The following is a 17341-nucleotide window of genomic DNA, read 5'->3' as shown; positions in this document are numbered from 1 at the left end:
GGCCTCGGCGCCCGAGCATCCTTATGCGGGTTCGAGCCGTTCCAGACGACCCTCGGTGTAGGACGCGATCTGGTCGACGATCACCCGGACCCGCGCACCGTCGTCGGCGGCGGCGTTGAACGCTGGGACGAAGATCGGGTCCAGCGTCGCGGGCGCTCCGGCGAGCAGCCAGTCCGCGACGCGGTGGATGCGTTCCCGCTGCTGGGCCTGCAGTTCCAGGTGCCTCGGGTCGGACATGATGAACTGCAGCGCCAGGATCTTGAGCACCGCGACCTCCGCGCGCACCAGGTCGGGCACGGCCAGGTCGGCGGCGTACCGCACCAACGGGCCCTGCCCGGCGACCTCCCGGGTGGCCGCGATCGCCGCCGACGCGAAGCGTCCGACCAACTCGCTGGTCAACCGCTTCAGCGCCACGGACGCGCCCAGGGTGCCGTCGTACTTGCCGACAGCGGCGACCACCGGCAGGTTCGACAGCCGCGCCGCGGCCGCCGCCAGATCGTCGGCGGGCAGACCCGCGCCCATCCCGCTGGATTCGCCGAGCCGGGCGAGGACGGCGACCGCGTCGGCGTCGGCCAGCACCCGCATGTCGATGCGACCCGAGATGACGCCGTCCTCGACGTCGTGCACCGAGTAGGCGACGTCGTCGGCCCAGTCCATGATCTGGGCCTCCAGGCACGGCCGGCGCGCCGGAGCACCCAACCGGATCCAGTCGGCGGCCGCCGCGTCGTCCTCGTAGAAGCCGAACTTGCGCTGCCGCCCGTCGCGACGCCACGGATACTTCGTGACGGCGTCCAACGCCGCGCGCGTCAGGTTCAGGCCCGCGCTGTGGTTCTGCGCGTCAAGGGTTTTCGGCTCGAGACGGGTCAGGATCCGAATGTTCTGGGCGTTGCCTTCGAAGCCCCCGTGCTCGGCGGCGATCTGGTTCAGCGCGCGCTCACCGTTGTGCCCGTACGGCGGATGGCCGATGTCGTGCGCCAGCCCGGCGAGGTCGACGAGGTCGGGGTCGCAACCCAGCCCGATGGCCATCCCGCGGCCGATCTGGGCCACCTCCAGCGAGTGGGTCAACCGGGTGCGCGGCGTCTCGCTCTGGCGGGGCCCGACGACCTGCGTCTTGTCGGCCAGCCGGCGCAGCGCCGCGCTGTGCAGCACGCGGGCCCGGTCGCGGGCGAAGTCGGTGCGGTGCTCGTTGTCGGTGCCCGGCAGACCGGCAGCCTTGGGCGGTTCGACCACCAGCCGCTCGCGGTCGAGGTCGTTGTACGGATCGGAATTCGCTGCCACCGCACCACAGTCTGCCAGCCGTGTTCGCGGGTAGCGCGTGGTGAGGACGCGCGCCGCATTACATTGGCGATCATGCGCCTCGCCCGTCTGCTCAGCCTCGTGTTCACGGTGTTCGTCGCCGGTACCCTTCTGGCGCCGACGGCCGCTGCCGAACCACCGTTCCGGGTGCCGGGCTACGTCACCGACCGCGCAGGCGTGCTGTCGCCCGACCAGCGCGCCCAGGTCGAGGCCGCCGTGGAGCAGCTCTACACCGACAAACGCGTCCGGCTGTGGGTGGTCTATGTCGACAGCTTCAGCCAAAGCCCCGTGTCATGGGCGCGAACCACCATGCAGCTCAGCGACTTCGGTGACCGCGATGCGCTGCTGGCGGTGGCCACGGGCGAACGCGCCTACGCCTTTCAGGTGCCCTCGGCGGTGATGGACCAATCCGACGCCGCGGCGTTGCAGCGCGACGACATCGAACCGGCGCTGCGCCGCGGCGACTGGGCGGGCGCGGCGGTCGCGGCGGCCACCGGGCTGAACTCCCCCGCGGGGGGCGGGATCGGCTGGGTGCCGGTGCTGGTGGCGCTGGCCGTCATCGCCGTCGCCGTGCTGGGCCTGTGGCTGTGGAGCCGACGTCGACGTCGCAAGCGCCGCGAGGCCGAGTTCGCGGCGGCGCGCCGGGTGGACCCGACGGATCCGAACGCGTTGGCGGCGGTGTCGCTCGATGCCCTCGACGACCTGTCCCGGACGATGGTGGTCGAGGTCGACAACGCGGTGCGCACCAGCGAACACGAGCTCGAGCTGGCCGTCGAAGAGTTCGGGGAGGCGCAGACCGCCCCGTTCGCGGAGGCGGTACGCAACGCGAAAACCACTCTGATGCAAGCGTTCAACGTGCGCCAGCAGCTCGACGACGCGATTCCCGAGACCCCGGCGCAACGTCGGGACCTGTTGACGCGCGTGGTGGTGGCGGCGGCCAAGGCGGACCGCGAACTCGATGCGCGCAAGGAGGAGTTCGCCCGGCTGCGCGACCTCGTGATCAACGCGCCGGCACGGCTGAACAAGATGACCCAGCAGCTCGTCGACATCACCGCGCGGATCGGCCCGTCGCAGCAGAAGCTGGCTGAACTGCACAACGAGTTCGACGCCGCGGCGCTGGCGTCGGTGGCCGACAACGTGGACACAGCCAAGGAGCTGCTCGAGTTCGCCGACCGCAACATCGGCCGCGCTCGGGAGTTGGCCGAGCGGCCCGTGGCAGGCCGGCAAACCGAGCTCGTCGAGAGCGTGCGGGCCGGCGAATCGGCGCTGGGACAGGCCAATTCGTTACTGGATGCGGTGGACAGCGCGGCCAGCGACATCCGGCGCGCTGCGGCGGCGCTGCCTGCCGCGATCGAGGACATCAAGGCCGGTATCGAGCAAGCGGGCGCGTTGCTGGCGCAGGGGTCGGTGCCGCAGGCCGATCAGCTGACGGCTGCCCGAGACGCCGCGGCGGCCGCCGTCGCCGCCGCGCAGCGCGCCGGAACGGTCGACCCGCTCGGCACGTTCACCGAGCTGACGAAGGCCGACGCCGACCTGGATCGGCTGTTGGCCGCCGTCGAACAGGAACGGGAGGCCGCCGAACGGCTGAACCGGGCGCTCGAGGAGGCGTTGTTCACCGCGCGGTCACGGGTGCGGTCGGTATCGGATTTCATCGACACCCGACGCGGCACCATCGGTCCGGAGGCGCGTACGCGCCTCGCGGAGGCGGTGCGGCAGATCGGTGCCGCGGAGGCCAAGCGGTCGACCGATCCCGCCGAGGCGATCGCGCATGCCAACGGCGCGGCGATGCTGGCCGCCCAGGCTCAGGCGTTGGCCAACGCCGACGTCGAGCAGGCGCGGCGCAGTTACATGGGCCCGTACGGTGGCGGCGGCGGGAACATGGGCGCGGTCATCGGCGGCATCCTCATCGGCAACATGTTGGGCGGCGCGATGCGCGGCGGCTTCGGCGGCTTCGGTGGGGGCGGGTTCAGCCCCGGTTCGTTCGGCGGCTCCGGCGGCGGCTTCTCGGGCGGCGGCGGCCGCTTCTAGCCTCTAGGTGTCACCTTCGGCGCGACCTTCTGCGCGACCTTCTGCGCGAGCGTGCGTGTCAGAGGGCGACACGCCGGGGAAAATCGCGACTTTACGCACGCTCACGCCGCCCGCGTCCGCCGCAACTCGGTCTCGATACGCCGCAGCATCTCCCACGGCCGATGCCGCACGTCGTCGAACACCACCGACAGCACACTCCAGCCGACCTCCTGCAGGGCAGCCCGCTTCAAGCGGTCCCGGCGAAACTGGTCCTGGTCGCTGTGCCAATCGAACCCGTCGTATTCGACGGCGAGCTTGCCCTCGGGCCACGCGAAATCGACTCGCCACGTTCTGAAATCGCGGTCAACGATCTCGAACTGCAGCTCTGTCGGCGCCAGTCCGCCGTCGATCATGACCAGCCGCGCCTCGCTTTCCATCGGCGACTCTGCTTCGGCCCGTGCGAGCGGGATCAGTTCGCGCACGGCCACAATGCCGCGCCTGCCCGCTTGCTGCGCGGCCGCGACACGCAGCTGACGGGCATCACATGTGCCGCTGCGCAGGGCGGCGTCGAGGGTGGCCAGCGCACGGGGACGACGTAGGCCGCGAGCGACCTCGACGGCCGTCCACTCCGGCATGGTCGCGGGTCGGCCGTCGACCACGCCCAGCGGCGCGCCTTCGCGCCGATGCACGACCAACCCGTCGGAGTTTCGCAACTGGTGTCCGTCGGGGTTGAGCACATGCAGGTCGACGACCCCTTCGGTGTCGAACCCGTACGCCGCCGCAGCGGTTCCGAGGCAGATCGCGACGGGCTCTTCGGCACGAAGGTCGAGGCCCGCGAGCCGCACGCCGGTGTCGGGCTCGTCGCGGCTGTAAATGCCGGGCCAGACCTTCACCAGTTCACCGGTGCGAATCTTGGTGTCGAGCCGGCTGCGTCCCATCGCCGCCAACAGTTGAGCCGTGGTGACGACGCCGTTCTGGGTGTCGAAGAGCGCCGCGATATCGCCAGTCATGGCGATGATCCTCAGCGCCCGGCGGGCCGGCCCCGCGCACATGCGAGCCCGGTTGTGGATGAATTCCCGGTTGGGGACACCTCGATTGGCCGCGAGCGTGCGTGAACTCGCGGATTTTCGCGGCGTGTCGCCCTCCGACACGCACGCTCGCCGTGATGGCGCTAGCAGCCTTTGAGGCGGGCGGCCAGGTAGTCGCTCACGGTGTCGAGCGCGACACGATCCTGGGTCATCGAATCGCGTTCGCGGATCGTCACCGCCTGGTCCTCGAGCGTGTCGAAGTCGACCGTCACGCAGAACGGCGTACCGATCTCGTCCTGGCGGCGGTACCGCCTGCCGATCGCGCCGGCGTCGTCGAACTCAACGTTCCAGTACTTGCGCAGTTCGGCGGCGAGGTCGCGCGCCTTCGGCGAAAGGTCGGCATGCCGCGAAAGCGGCAGCACCGCGGCCTTGATCGGCGCCAGCCGCGCATCCAGCCGCAGCACGGTGCGCTTGTCCACCCCGCCCTTGGCGTTGGGCGCCTCGTCCTCGGCGTACGCGTCGATGAGGAACGCCATGAACGACCGGGTCAGCCCCGCTGCGGGTTCGATGACATACGGCACATAGCGAGTGTCGTTGGCCTGGTCGTAGAACGACAGGTCGACACCGGAATGCTTGCTGTGCGTGGACAAGTCGAAGTCGGTGCGGTTGGCGACGCCCTCCAGCTCACCCCACGGGCTGCTGCCCGCGAACCCGAACTTGTACTCGATGTCGACCGTGCGTTCGGAGTAGTGCGACAACTTTTCCTTGGGATGCTCGTAGAGCCGCAGGTTGTCGCGGTCGATACCGAGGTCGACGTACCACTGCAGGCGTTCGTCGATCCAGTACTGGTGCCACTCGCGCGCCGTCGACGGCTCGACGAAGAACTCCATCTCCATCTGCTCGAACTCCCGGGTCCGGAAGATGAAGTTGCCGGGCGTGATCTCGTTGCGAAAGCTCTTGCCGGTCTGGGCGATTCCGAACGGCGGCTTCTTCCGGGCGGTCGTCACCACGTTGGCGAAGTTGACGAAGATGCCCTGAGCGGTCTCGGGCCGCAGGTAGTGCAAACCCTCCTCGGTCTCGATCGGACCGAGGTAGGTCTTGAGCATCATGTTGAAGTCGCGCGGTTCGGTCCACTGCCCCTTGGTGCCGCAGTCCGGGCAGGCGATCTCCGACATGGGCACCGAATCGGGGTCGTCGATGCCCTTCTTGTCGGCGTACGCCTCCTGCAGGTGATCCTGCCGGTGCCGCTTGTGGCAGTTGAGGCACTCCACCAGCGGGTCGTTGAACACGTCGACATGGCCGGAGGCCACCCACACCTCGCGCGGCAGGATGATCGCGCTGTCGAGGCCGACGACGTCCTCGCGGGCGGTGACCACCGCGCGCCACCACTGCCGCTTGATGTTCTCCTTGAGCTCCACGCCGAGCGGGCCGAAGTCCCACGCCGACCTGGTTCCGCCGTAGATCTCGCCCGATTGAAAGACGAGGCCGCGACGCTTGGCGAGGTTTGCGACCGTATCGATGATCGAAGAAGATGGAGCCACGGGCACACAGCCTAGCGACCCGCGCGCGGCCCGTTGACATGCGTGACCACGCATGTATGGTGGCGGCATAATGAAAATCGTTTCCACTTTGTCCGGAAACGCCGGAAACGCCGGGGCCACCTCCGACACCTCCGACGCCGTCGACGACGTCGCCCACGACCACGGCGGCGCGCCGTCACCCGAGCTGCCGCCGCGCGACGTCCTGGACACCTCCGGCGACCTGCTGCGCGCGCTGGCCGCGCCGGTACGCATCGCGATCGTGCTGCAGTTGCGGGAGTCGAGCCGCTGCGTGCACGAGCTCGTCGACGCGCTCGGGGTGCCGCAGCCGTTGGTCAGCCAGCATCTGCGCATTCTCAAGGCCGCCGGCGTGGTGGCCGGGGAACGGTCGGGCCGCGAGGTGATGTATCGGCTGGTCGACGAGCACCTGGCCGAGATCGTCGTCGCCGCCGTCACCCACGCGGGCGAGGTCCACCCATGACCTCGACGCCGATCCCGACCGGGGTCCGCTCGACACGGCAGCGCGCCGCGATCGCCGCGCTGCTCGACAAGGTCGACGGCTTTCGTTCCGCTCAGGAACTGCACGACGAACTGCGCCGGCGCGGCGAGGGCATCGGGCTGACCACCGTCTACCGCACGCTGCAGCAGATGGCTGCCGCCGGCGTCGTCGACACGCTGCGCACCGACACCGGCGAGGCCGTGTACCGCCGCTGCTCAGAGGACCACCATCACCACCTGGTGTGCCGGGCATGCGGCGCGACCGTGGAGATCCAGGGCCGCGACGTGGAGACCTGGGCCGCCGACGTCGCCAGAGAACACGGTTTCTCCGACGTCAGCCACACCATCGAGATCTTCGGGCGCTGCGGCGACTGCTCAGCCGACTAACGCACGACGCACGTCGGCGCCGGTGGCCAACACCATCAGGATCAGGGTACGCAGCGCGTCGTCGGTGAGGCCCGCGGCGGGAAAGTTGTAGCGCAGCAACACATCCGCGGCCTTCTTGGAGTTGCGCTTGGCGCCCGCGGCGATCTCCTTGGGTGCGCTCTTGGCGTTCAGCGACACGGTGCCCAGCAGCGTCTTGTGCGCGTGCTCGGCCACCTTGGCCCGCAGCTTGGCGTCCAACGGCAGATCCCACGCCAGGATCTGGGTCAGCGAAACCATTTCCAGGCCCTCGGCGATCGTCACCGCGCGCAGCGACGCCAACGTCTCGTCGTGCTGCACGGTGAGCGCCCCATCCTCCTCCCGATGCACGGGCATGATCTCCGCGAGCACCGCGACCAGGCGATCCTGGAGCTCCATCAGGCTCTGCCGCTCAGGTACATCATTCGGCTCTGCCGAAGCGTCGGTTGCGTTGCACGTACTCCTCGCAGGCCGCCCACAGATCGCGGCGATCGTAGTCCGGCCACAGTTTGTCCTGGAAGACGAACTCGGCGTAGGCCGCCTGCCACAGCAGGAAGTTGCTCGCGCGCTGCTCGCCTGAGGTCCGGATGAACAGGTCGACGTCGGGGATGTCGGCGCGGTGCAGATGCTTGGCGAACGTCGCCTCGGTGATCCGTGACGGTTTGATCTTGCCGTCCGCCGCCAGCTGGGCCAGCGAACGCGCCGCCTCGACGATCTCAGTGCGACCGCCGTAGTTCACGCAGTAGTTGATCGTGATGACGTCGTTGCCCACCGTCATCTGCTCGGCGATGTCGAACTCCTTGATCACGCTGCGCCACATCCGAGGCCGTGACCCCACCCAGCGCATCCGCACGCCCATGTCGTTGAGGTTCTCCCGGCGGCGACGCACCACTTCCCGGTTGAAGCCCATCAGGAAGCGCACCTCCTCGGTGCTGCGCTTCCAGTTCTCCGTCGAGAAGGCATACACCGTCAGGTGTTTGATGCCGATTTCGATTGCGCCGCAGGTGATGTCGATGAGGACCGCCTCACCCATCTTGTGCCCCTCGGTGCGGTGCAGCCCGCGCTGGGTGGCCCAGCGGCCGTTGCCGTCCATCACGACGGCGACGTGGTTGGGCACCTGGTCGGCCGGGATTCGCGGCGCGGCCGCCTTCGAGGTGTGCTGGGGCGGCCGGGCGAACCGGCCGTTGGTGCCCGCCGGGATCTCGGGAAAGACCACGGGCCACGTCGACTTGTCGGGAAACGTCGGATAGTCGTCAGGCGCCGGAGGCAGTTGGGGGTAGGTCACCTTGCGCGTCCTTTGTCCGGCCCTCTTCACTGCCATGGGCCACATCCTGCCTGAACAGGGAGGCGCGGTGATCGGCAGCCACCGCTGCGCGGTGATCAGCCAGGGTCCTGTCCACCCGATAGACCCGTTCGACCAGCGGCAACGTCCGCAGCTGGCGTTCCAGGTGCCACTGTAGATGCGCGGCGACCAGCCCGCTGGCCTGGCTGCGGTACGACGCCGACGTCGCTTCCGCATACTCCCAGTCCCCGTCGTGCAGGGCGACCATCAGGTCCAGCACGCCCTGCGGCGGGGTCACCGACCCCGACGGGCGGCAGTGCACGCACACGCTTCCGCCCGCGGCAACGTGGAACGCGCGGTGCGGCCCGGGGGTGGCGCAGCGGGCGCACTCGGTCAGCGCCGGCGCCCACCCCGCGATCCCCATGGCACGCAACAGGTAAGCGTCCAGCACGAGTTCACGGGGCCGGCCGCCGTCGGCCACCGCGCGCAACGCCGACACGGTCAGCCGGTGCAGCGCGGGCATCGGCACCCGCTCCTCTCCCGCCAACCGTTCCGCGGTCTCCAGCATGGCGCACGCACAGGTGTAGCGGCCGTAGTCGCTGACGATGTCGGCAGCGAACGCATCGATGGACTGCACCTGGGTGACGATGTCGAGATTCCGGCCGGGATGCAGCTGAACGTCGATGTGCGCGAACGGCTCCAGCCGGGCCCCGAACTTGCTGCGGGTGCGCCGCACCCCCTTGGCCACCGCGCGCACCAACCCGTGCTGGCGGGTGAGCAGGGTGACGATTCGGTCGGCCTCACCGAGCTTGTGCTGGCGCAGCACCACCGCCCGGTCCCGATACAACCGCATCGATACAGTCTCCCACTGCAATCTGACAGTTCCGTGTTACGCAGCGCCGATATCCTGTTAGGCGATGGTCGACACTGCCCGATTCCCTACTCTCACACAGCAGCTGTTCCAGCTGGCGAGCGGCTCGGTCACGTCCACCGAACTGGTGCGGCAGTCGCTTGACGCGATCGAGGCCAGCCAGCCCACGCTCAACGCGTTTCGTGTGGTCTTGACCGAGCAGGCTCTCGCCGATGCCGCGGCCGCGGACCGCAAACGCGCGGCGGGTGAACACCTTCCGCTTCTCGGGATCCCGATCGCGGTCAAGGACGACGTCGACGTCGCAGGGGTTCCGACCCGCTTCGGCGCCGACGGCGCGGTCGGCCCGGCCACCGAGGACGCCGAGGTGGTGCGGCGGCTGCGCGCGGCCGGGGCGGTGATCGTGGGTAAGACCAACACCTGCGAGTTGGGTCAATGGCCGTTCACCAGCGGGCCGGCGTTCGGCCACACCCGCAACCCGTGGTCGCGTGACCACACCCCCGGCGGCTCGTCGGGGGGCAGCGCCGCCGCCGTCGCAGCCGGGCTGGTCACCGTGGCGATCGGCTCGGACGGCGCGGGCAGCGTACGGATTCCGGCGGCGTGGACCCATCTGGTCGGCATCAAGCCGCAGCGCGGCCGCATCTCTACCTGGCCGCTGCCCGAGGCGTTCAACGGCATCACCGTCAACGGGGTGCTGGCCCGGACCGTGGCCGACGCCGCGATCGTGCTCGACGCCGCCTCCGGCAACGTGCCCGGCGATCTGCATCAGCCGCCGCCGGTGCGGGTGTCGGAGTCGGTCGGCCAAGCGCCCGGCCCGCTGCGGGTCGCGATGTCGACCAAGTTTCCCTTCACGGTCTTCCGCGCCACCTTGCATCCCGAGATCCGGGCCGCGATGGAGGCCGTCGCGGCTCAGCTGGGCGAACTCGGCCACACCGTGATCGAGGCCGACCCCAGCTACAGCCTCGGCATGTCGTGGAATTTCCTGTCCCGCTCGACGTCGGGGCTGCTGGACTGGGCCGACCGGCTCGGCTACGGCGTCTCGCTGGATGCGCGCACCAAGTCCAACCTGCGGATGGGCCGGTTGCTTTCGGAGAACGTGTTGCGCAAGGCGCGGGCCCGCGAGGCCGCCGCCCAACGCCGGATGGGATGGATCTTCAACATCGCCGACGTGGTGCTGGCGCCGACGACCGCGCAGCCGCCGCCGCTGGTGCACGACTTCGACCACCGCGGCGGGCTCTCCACGGACCGCACGATGATCAAGGCGTGCCCGGTGACCTGGCCGTGGAACCTGCTGGGCTGGCCGTCGATCAACGTGCCCGCGGGGTTCACCTCGTCGGGGCTGCCGATCGGGGTCCAGTTGATGGGTCCCGCCAACAGCGAGCCGCTGCTGGTGTCGCTGGCCGCGGAACTCGAGGCGATCAACGGGTGGGCAATCAAGCAACCGCCGCGGTGGTGGACCGCCGGACCGGACCCCGAGCCGACGGTGCGAGATGAACCCGACGTTGTCGACCCCATCTCCGACGAGGTCGCGTAATGTTTCCGGTCATGAACGCGCGACGCTGTGCATACGCGGTTCCGGTCCTGGCCGTCGCGGGCGGGCTGCTGGCTGGCACGCCCGCGGCGAACGCCGACAACAAGCGGCTCAACGACGGTGTGGTCGCCAACGTCTACACCATGCAACACCAGGCCGGGTGCGACACCGACATCAAGATCAACCCGAAGCTGCGGTTGGCCGCCCAGTGGCACACCAACGACGTGCTGCACAACCGCGCGCTCAACGGCGACATCGGCTCGGACGGCTCCACGGTGACGGACCGGGCGCGCAGGGCCGGCTACGCCGGTGACGTCGCCGAGACCGTCGCGATCAACCCGGCGCTGGCCATCAGCGGTGTCGAGTTGATCAACCAGTGGTATCACCGGCCCGACTACCACGCGATCATGTCCGACTGCGCCAACGTCGACATCGGCGTGTGGTCGGAGAACCTGATCGACCGCACCGTCGTGGTCGCGGTCTACGGCAAGGGCGACGGCGCCCCGCCGGTCAACGTGCCCGGACAGCGGCCGTTCGGTCAGCCGGGCGCAGGCGCCCCGGGCTGACGAGCTAGAAGCCCAGCCGGCCCAGCTGTTTGGGGTCGCGCTGCCAGTTCTTGGCGACCTTGACCCGAAGGTCCAGGAACACCTTGGTGCCCAGCAGCTTCTCGATCGACGTGCGCGCGGCGGTGCCGACCTCGCGTAGCCGGGCGCCGCCCTTGCCGATGACGATGCCCTTCTGGCTGTCCCGCTCGACGAACAGGTTGGCGCGCACGTCAATCAGCTCCCCTTGTTCGGGCGAGCGGCCCTCGCGCGGGCTGACCTCCTCGATGACGACGGCCAGCGAATGCGGCAGTTCCTCGCGCACCCCTTCGAGCGCAGCCTCGCGGATCAGCTCGGCCATCAGCGTCTCCTCGGGCTCGTCGGTCAGCTCCCCGTCGGGATAGAACGCCGGGCCCGGCGGCAGTTGGGCGGCCAGCACATCGATCAGCACGTCGACGTTCTCGCCGGTGGTCGCCGACACCGGCACGATTTCGGCGTCGGGGCCCACCAGTTCGCTGACCGCGACCAGCTGGGCGGCCACCCGGTCCTTGGCCACCTTGTCGATCTTGGTCACGATCGCGACCAGCGTGGTGTCGGGGGCGACGGCGCGGATCTGCTGGTAAATCCAGCGGTCGCCCGGTCCGATCTTCTCATCGACGGGGATGCACAGCCCGATCACGTCGACCTGGGAGTAGGTGTCTTTCACCAGATCGTTGAGCCGCTGGCCGAGCAGGGTCCGCGGCCGGTGCAGCCCAGGGGTGTCGACGAGGACGATCTGAAAGTCGTCGCGGTGCACGATGCCGCGGATCGTGTGCCGGGTGGTCTGCGGCCGGTTCGACGTGATGGCGACCTTCGCGCCGACCAGCGCGTTGGTCAGCGTCGACTTGCCGGTGTTCGGCCGCCCCACGAAACATACGAAACCGGAACGAAATTCGCTCACTGCACCCCACTCCTCGCGCCGAGACTGCGGAGAGATCGCGTTTTCGGCCGGGTTCGCGATCTGTGCGCAGTCTCGAGCGTCATGCGGGGCGCCCCGAGCGGTCGGTGACGATGACCGCCGCGTCGGCCGACAGCTCACGCACCGCGGCGACGCCGGCGTCGTCGACGGTTCCGCCGACGAGCACCGCGGCTTCCAGCCCGGTCGCCCCGCTGGACACCGCGGCGGCGACCGCCGCCTGCAGGGCGGTGAGCCGCAGCGTGTCCAACGCGACCGGCGCCCCGGCGTAGGTGCGGCCGTCGACGTCGCGCACCGCGGCGCCGCTGGCCGCTTCGGCCCGGCCCATCGCGCCGCGAGCCAGCGTCACCAGCTTGGCGTCCTCGGGGTCGAGTTCACTCATTGCGTCTCCTCGGGTGCCGGCTCGGTCGGGCTGACCAGGACGGTACCGATGCGCACCCGGCCGCGGTGGTCGGGACCGCCCTCGGCGCGCAGCCGCAGCCCGTCCCAGACGACCTCGGCGCCGGGCAGCGGCACGCGTCCGAGCTCGAGCGCCACCAGCCCGCCGACGGTGTCGACGTCGAGATCCTCGTCGAACTCGATGTCGTAGAGCTCGCCGAGGTCCTCGATCGACAGCCGCGCCGACACGCGATAGCGGTTGTCGCCCAGGTCCTCCACCGGAACGGTCTCGCCGGCGTCGTATTCGTCGACGATCTCGCCGACGATCTCCTCCAGCACGTCTTCGATGGTGACCAGGCCCGCGATGGCGCCGTACTCGTCGACCAGCAGCGCCATGTGGTTGCGGTCGCGCTGCATCTCCCGCAGCAGCTCGTCGAGCGGTTTGGAGTCCGGCACGAACACCGCGGGCCGCATCACGTCGGACACCTTGGTGTCGCGGCCGCCGTTGGTGGAGTAATAGGTGCGCTGCACGAGGTCTTTGAGGTACACCACCCCGACGATGTCGTCGACGTTCTCGCCGATCACCGGGATCCGGGAGTGTCCGCTGCGCACCGCGAGCGAGGTGGCTTGGCCCGCGGACTTGTCGGCCTCGATCCACACCATCTCGGTGCGGGGCACCATCACCTCGCGGGCCGGGGTGTCGCCGAGCTCGAACACCGACTGGATCATCCGTCGCTCGTCGTCGGCCACCACGCCGCGCTGCTGGGCCAGGTCGACGACCTCGCGCAGCTCGATCTCGGAGGCGAACGGGCCGTTACGGAACCCGCGGCCGGGTGTGAGCGCGTTGCCGATCAGCACCAGCAGCCGGCTGATCGGGGTCAGCAGCAGCGAAACCGCTTGCAGCGGAAGCGCGGCCAGCAACGCGATCGTGTACGCGTGCTGCCGGCCCACGGTGCGCGGGCCGACGCCGATGACCACGAAGCTGACCACCACCATGATCGCCGCCGCGGCGAACAGCCCCCACGTCACGCCGAGATGGCCGTCCAGATACGCCGCCAGCAGCACCGTCGCCCCCACCTCGCAGGTGATGCGCAGCAGCACGATGAGGTTGATGTAGCGGGGCCGTTCGGCCATCACCTTGGCCAGCCGAACCGCGCCGGGGCGTTCCTCGCGCTGCAGTTCCTCGACGCGCGCCTGCGACACGGTGCTCAGGGCGGCGTCGATGGCCGCGAACAGCCCGCCGAGCACGACGAGCACGACCGCGGCGATCAGCTGCCCTGCGCCGGTCACGGTTCGTCGAAGTATCGGGAGTTGTCCAGCAGCCTGCGTTCCTTCTCGAACTGGCGGTGCTGGTGATAGGACTCGACCTGTTCGGCCACCCACTCTTCAAGCAGTTGGCGCTGCAGCGCGAACATCTCGCGTTCCTCATCGGGTTCGGCGTGGTCGTACCCGAGCAGGTGCAGCACGCCGTGCACGGTCAGCAGGGCCAGCTCCTGACCCAGCGAGTGGCCGGCCGCAGCGGCCTGCTCGGCGGCGAACTCCGGGCACAGCGCGATGTCGCCGAGCATCGCCGGGCCCGGCTCCGGCGCGTCGGGCCGCCCGCCCGGTTCGAGCTCGTCCATCGGAAAGCTCATCACGTCGGTGGGGCCGGGCAGGTCCATCCACCGCATGTGCAGGTCGGCCATCGCGGCGGTGTCGAGCAGCACCATCGACAGCTCCGCGGCCGGATGCACGTTCATCTTGCGGATGACGAAGCGGGCGACGCTGATCAGTTCGTCTTCGGAGACGTCGATGCCCGACTCGTTGGACACCTCAATGCTCATATCGGGCTACCGTTGTGACCTGTTCGCCATGGCGCGCCGCTGGGCCCGGTTCAGCTGGGTGGGCTCGTCGTGTCGTGCGTAGGCGTCCACGATCTCTGAGACCAGCCGGTGGCGCACGACGTCGGCGCTGGTGAGTTCGGCGAAGTGGATGTCGTCGATGCCTTCGAGAATGCGCATCGCCGCGCGCAGTCCCGAGTTGGCGCCGCCGGCCAGGTCCACCTGCGTGATATCGCCTGTGACAACGATTTTCGAGTTGAACCCCAGCCGGGTCAGGAACATCTTCATCTGCTCGGCGGTGGTGTTCTGCGCCTCGTCCAAGATGATGAACGCGTCATTGAGGGTCCGGCCCCGCATATATCCCAGCGGTGCGACCTCAATCACCCCGGCGCTCATCAGCTTTGGGATCAGCTCCGGATCCATCATGTCGTGCAGCGCATCGTAGAGCGGCCGCAGATAGGGGTCGATCTTCTCGCTGAGCGTGCCGGGCAGGAAACCGAGCCGCTCCCCCGCCTCGACGGCCGGCCGGGTCAGGATGATCCGGTTGACCTGCTTGGCCTGTAATGCGCTGACCGCCTTGGCCATTGCCAGATACGTCTTGCCGGTGCCCGCCGGGCCGACGCCGAAGACGATGGTGTGTGCGTCGATGGCGTCGACGTAACGCTTCTGGTTCAGCGTTTTTGGCCGGATCGTCTTGCCGCGCCGCGACAGAATGTCGAGGGTCAGCACCTCGGCGGGCGACTCGTTGCCCGCGCCGGTGAGCATGTTCACGCTGTGTCGTACGACGTCGGGGGTCAGCGACTGGGCGCTGGCCACGATCGCCATCAACTCGGAAACCACCCGCTCGGCCAGCGCGACGTCGGCCGGTTCCCCGGACAGGGTCAGCGCGTTGCCGCGGACATGGATATCGGCCGCCAGGATGCGCTCGAGGGCGCGAAGATTCTCGTCGGCGGAACCCAGAAGGCCCACGACGAGGTCGGGCGGAACATCGATGCTGCTGCGTACCGACTCGGGAGACTGCTCAGCCTGCGACGAGTCAGCGTTCTCGCGGGGCGTCAAGAGGGTTCAGTGCCTGCTTTCTGTGTTCTGGCCTGGCGGTTTGCCAGGAATCCCCAGTTTACCGCCGGGCCGCGACGCTTCCCAATGTTTACCGCAGACGCCCGGCTCAGCCCCACCGGCCGGTCAGCACACCCAGGGCGCCGAGCGCGACCGCCGCCGCCGTCGACGTCCGCAGCACCGTGGGGCCCAGCCGCACCGCAATCGCGCCGGCGTCGCCGAGTGCCGCGATCTCCTCGTCGGCGACACCGCCTTCCGGTCCGACGATCAGCATCAGCGAATCCGCTTGCGCCAGTGCGACGTCGGCGAGTGGCTGCATGGCCGATTCGTGCAACACCAGCACCGCCGCACCCGCCGCCACCTCGTCTCGGACCCGCGCCGCCAGCTGCGCCGTCGACACCACGCCTGCGATGTCGGGAATGTAGGGCCGCCGCGACTGGCGGGCCGCTGAGCGGGCCACCGCGGCCCAGCGCCGCAGCCCCTTGTCGACCTTGGCCGCTTTGTCCCAGCGGGCCACGCAGCGGGTCGCCTGCCAGGCGAGAAACGCATCGGCTCCGGCCTCGGTCGCCAGTTCGACGGCCAGCTCGGCGCGGTCGGACTTGGGGAGCGCCTGCACGACGGTGACCGCCGGGCGGGCGGGCGGGACGCGGCGCCGATCCAGCACCCGCGCAGTCAGCCGGGCCTTGCCCGTCTCCTCGACGACGCAGTGCGCCACCTCTCCGGCGCCGTCGCCGAGATCCAGGCGTTCACCTGCGCGGATGCGGCGCACGTTGGCGGCGTGAAAGCCCTCGTCGCCGTCCACCACGGCCAACCCGCCCGGCTCGGGTAGCGCGTCGACGTAGAACAACGCGTCGGTCATCGGTCTTACCGCGGCACCGATTTCTGCCGCAGGGTCGTCAGCCGGCGGCGATCACCGCCCTGGTGCAGAATTCGCGGAAAGGGTGACCGACGCAAGCCCATCAGCGGCCGCTGAACGTTTCGCGCAGCCGGGAGAACAGTCCCCCGCCCGACGACGGCGACGACCCGTTGGTGGAGCGCACCTCGGCGGCGTCGCCGCGGCGTTCCCGCAGCTTGCGCAGCAGCTCGGTGTCCTCGTGATCCAGCCGCGACGGCACGACGACCTCGATGTGGGCGTGCAGGTCGCCGCGCACCCCGCTGCGCAGGTGGGGCATGCCGTGGCCGCGCAGCGTCGTCACCTGTCCGGGCTGGGTGCCGGGCGCGATGGTGATCTCGGTCGGGCCGTCGATGATCGCGTCGACGGTGACGGTGGTGCCCAACGCGGCGTCGACCATCGGCACCGAGATCGTGCAATGCAGGTCGTCGCCGTCACGCACGAACACCTCGTGCGGCTTTTCGTGCACCTCGACGTACAGGTCGCCCGCGGGTCCGCCGCCGGGCCCGACCTCGCCCTGGGCGGCCAGCCGCACCCGCATCCCGTCGCCGACGCCCGCGGGGATCTTGACGCTGATGTCGCGCCGCGCACGCACCCGGCCGTCGCCGCCGCAGCGGTGGCACGGGTCGGGGATGACCTCGCCGACCCCGCCGCACACCGGGCACGGCCGCGACGTCATGACCTGCCCGAGCAGCGAGCGCTGCACGGTCTGGATCTCGCCGTGCCCGCCGCAGGTGTCGCAGGTGACCGGCCGCGAGTCGCCGTGGGTGCCCTTGCCGTGGCACAGATCGCACAACACCGCGGTGTCGACGGTGACCTGCTTGGTCACCCCGGTCGCGCACTCCTCCAGGGTCAGCCGCATCCGCAGCAGCGAGTCCGAGCCGGGCCGCACCCGGCCGATCGGCCCGCGCGACGTCGCGCCGCCGCCGAAGAACGCCTCGAACACGTCGCCGAGCCCGCCGAAGCCGGCGAACCCGTTGCCCGCGGCGCCCGCGGACTCGAGCGGATCGCCGCCCAGGTCGACGATGCGGCGTTTCTCCGGATCGCTGAGTACCTCGTAGGCGACGCTGATCTCCTTGAACCGCGCCTGGGCCTCTTCGTCGGGGTTGACGTCGGGATGCAGTTCACGCGCCAGCTTCCGATAGGCGCGCTTGATCTCGGAATCGCTGGCGCCCTTGCTCACCCCGAGCAGCCCGTAGTAGTCGCGTGCCACGCCTGACCTGCCTGTCTGTGCCTGTCTGTCTGCTG

Annotated in this window: 18 protein-coding genes; 5 read left to right on the top strand and 13 right to left on the bottom strand. The window is 69.6% G+C overall.

From position 1 onward, the window contains the following. Nucleotides 1-21 precede the first annotated feature (21 nt). Entirely contained in the window at nt 22-1278 is a 1257-nt protein-coding gene (locus G6N28_RS20835) for a deoxyguanosinetriphosphate triphosphohydrolase (protein WP_163903592.1), read from the bottom strand. Between the two features lie 72 nt (nt 1279-1350). Between G6N28_RS20835 and G6N28_RS20830 the strand changes: the two genes are divergently transcribed. After that, nucleotides 1351-3324 (top strand): TPM domain-containing protein, encoded by a 1974-nt coding sequence (locus G6N28_RS20830; RefSeq protein ID WP_163903590.1) that lies wholly within the window; start codon nt 1351-1353, stop codon nt 3322-3324. Between the two features lie 101 nt (nt 3325-3425). On the opposite strand, the gene G6N28_RS20825 is transcribed toward G6N28_RS20830, so the two are convergent. Both G6N28_RS20825 and G6N28_RS20820 read right to left on the bottom strand, forming a co-directional pair. Beyond that, nucleotides 3426-4313: a type IV toxin-antitoxin system AbiEi family antitoxin gene (locus G6N28_RS20825; protein ID WP_163903588.1), complete on the bottom strand. Its 888-nt coding sequence runs from the start codon at nt 4311-4313 to the stop codon at nt 3426-3428. A 161-nt stretch (nt 4314-4474) separates the two neighbouring features. Further along, complete coding sequence (locus tag G6N28_RS20820) at nt 4475-5872, bottom strand: glycine--tRNA ligase (protein ID WP_163903586.1); 1398 nt, start codon at nt 5870-5872, stop codon at nt 4475-4477. A gap of 70 nt (nt 5873-5942) precedes the next feature. Between G6N28_RS20820 and G6N28_RS20815 the strand changes: the two genes are divergently transcribed. Beyond that, complete coding sequence (locus G6N28_RS20815; protein ID WP_163903584.1) at nt 5943-6350, top strand: ArsR/SmtB family transcription factor; 408 nt, start codon at nt 5943-5945, stop codon at nt 6348-6350. Further along, entirely contained in the window at nt 6347-6754 is a 408-nt protein-coding gene (locus G6N28_RS20810; protein WP_170307911.1) for a Fur family transcriptional regulator, read from the top strand. Before G6N28_RS20815 ends, G6N28_RS20810 begins: the two co-directional genes overlap by 4 nt. Here G6N28_RS20810 and G6N28_RS20805 read toward each other — a convergent pair. Genes G6N28_RS20805 through recO form a run of 3 tightly spaced genes read right to left on the bottom strand, consistent with a single transcriptional unit; the run spans nt 6743 to nt 8904 of the window. Beyond that, on the bottom strand, nt 6743-7168 hold the full coding sequence (locus G6N28_RS20805; protein WP_163903582.1) for a hypothetical protein: 426 nt from the start codon (nt 7166-7168) through the stop codon (nt 6743-6745). The genes G6N28_RS20810 and G6N28_RS20805 overlap by 12 nt on opposite strands. Nucleotides 7169-7190: 22 nt before the next feature. Further along, nucleotides 7191-8090, bottom strand: a complete 900-nt coding sequence (locus tag G6N28_RS20800; protein ID WP_163903580.1) for a decaprenyl diphosphate synthase — start codon at nt 8088-8090, stop codon at nt 7191-7193. Next, nucleotides 8023-8904 (bottom strand): DNA repair protein RecO, encoded by an 882-nt coding sequence (gene recO, locus G6N28_RS20795; RefSeq protein ID WP_163903578.1) that lies wholly within the window; start codon nt 8902-8904, stop codon nt 8023-8025. The genes G6N28_RS20800 and recO overlap by 68 nt, the downstream gene beginning before the upstream one ends. A gap of 64 nt (nt 8905-8968) precedes the next feature. Here recO and G6N28_RS20790 point away from each other — a divergent pair, with 64 nt between their 5' ends. Further along, a complete protein-coding gene (locus G6N28_RS20790; RefSeq protein WP_163903576.1) occupies nt 8969-10453 on the top strand; it encodes an amidase in 1485 nt (494 codons plus the stop codon). A gap of 11 nt (nt 10454-10464) precedes the next feature. Next, the gene (locus tag G6N28_RS20785) at nt 10465-11016 is read left to right on the top strand and encodes a CAP domain-containing protein (RefSeq protein WP_163903575.1); all 552 of its coding nucleotides are present in this window, start codon (nt 10465-10467) and stop codon (nt 11014-11016) included. Between the two features lie 4 nt (nt 11017-11020). On the opposite strand, the gene era is transcribed toward G6N28_RS20785, so the two are convergent. The 7 genes from era to dnaJ all read right to left on the bottom strand — a co-directional run bounded on the left by era (nt 11021) and on the right by dnaJ (nt 17306). Next, nucleotides 11021-11932, bottom strand: a complete 912-nt coding sequence (gene era / locus G6N28_RS20780) for a GTPase Era (protein ID WP_163903574.1) — start codon at nt 11930-11932, stop codon at nt 11021-11023. Nucleotides 11933-12011: 79 nt separating this feature from the next. Beyond that, a complete protein-coding gene (locus G6N28_RS20775) occupies nt 12012-12329 on the bottom strand; it encodes a cytidine deaminase-like protein (RefSeq protein ID WP_163903573.1) in 318 nt (105 codons plus the stop codon). Then, nucleotides 12326-13615: a hemolysin family protein gene (locus G6N28_RS20770; protein ID WP_163903572.1), complete on the bottom strand. Its 1290-nt coding sequence runs from the start codon at nt 13613-13615 to the stop codon at nt 12326-12328. The genes G6N28_RS20775 and G6N28_RS20770 overlap by 4 nt, the downstream gene beginning before the upstream one ends. After that, nucleotides 13612-14148 carry an rRNA maturation RNase YbeY gene (gene ybeY, locus G6N28_RS20765; protein WP_163903571.1) on the bottom strand — a complete coding sequence of 179 codons (537 nt, stop codon included), beginning with the start codon at nt 14146-14148 and terminating at the stop codon, nt 13612-13614. Before ybeY ends, G6N28_RS20770 begins: the two co-directional genes overlap by 4 nt. A 6-nt stretch (nt 14149-14154) precedes the next feature. Further along, on the bottom strand, nt 14155-15204 hold the full coding sequence (locus tag G6N28_RS20760; RefSeq protein WP_163903570.1) for a PhoH family protein: 1050 nt from the start codon (nt 15202-15204) through the stop codon (nt 14155-14157). A gap of 106 nt (nt 15205-15310) precedes the next feature. After that, nucleotides 15311-16060 carry a 16S rRNA (uracil(1498)-N(3))-methyltransferase gene (locus G6N28_RS20755; protein WP_163903569.1) on the bottom strand — a complete coding sequence of 250 codons (750 nt, stop codon included), beginning with the start codon at nt 16058-16060 and terminating at the stop codon, nt 15311-15313. Nucleotides 16061-16160: 100 nt separating this feature from the next. Continuing rightward, nucleotides 16161-17306 (bottom strand): molecular chaperone DnaJ, encoded by a 1146-nt coding sequence (gene dnaJ / locus G6N28_RS20750; protein WP_163903568.1) that lies wholly within the window; start codon nt 17304-17306, stop codon nt 16161-16163. Nucleotides 17307-17341: the final 35 nt, after the last annotated feature.

The organism is Mycolicibacterium pulveris (assembly GCF_010725725.1).
Lineage (GTDB): Bacteria > Actinomycetota > Actinomycetes > Mycobacteriales > Mycobacteriaceae > Mycobacterium > Mycobacterium pulveris.
The sequence above is the reverse complement of the archived record's forward strand: the minus strand, read 5'-3'. Positions and strand labels throughout refer to the sequence as shown.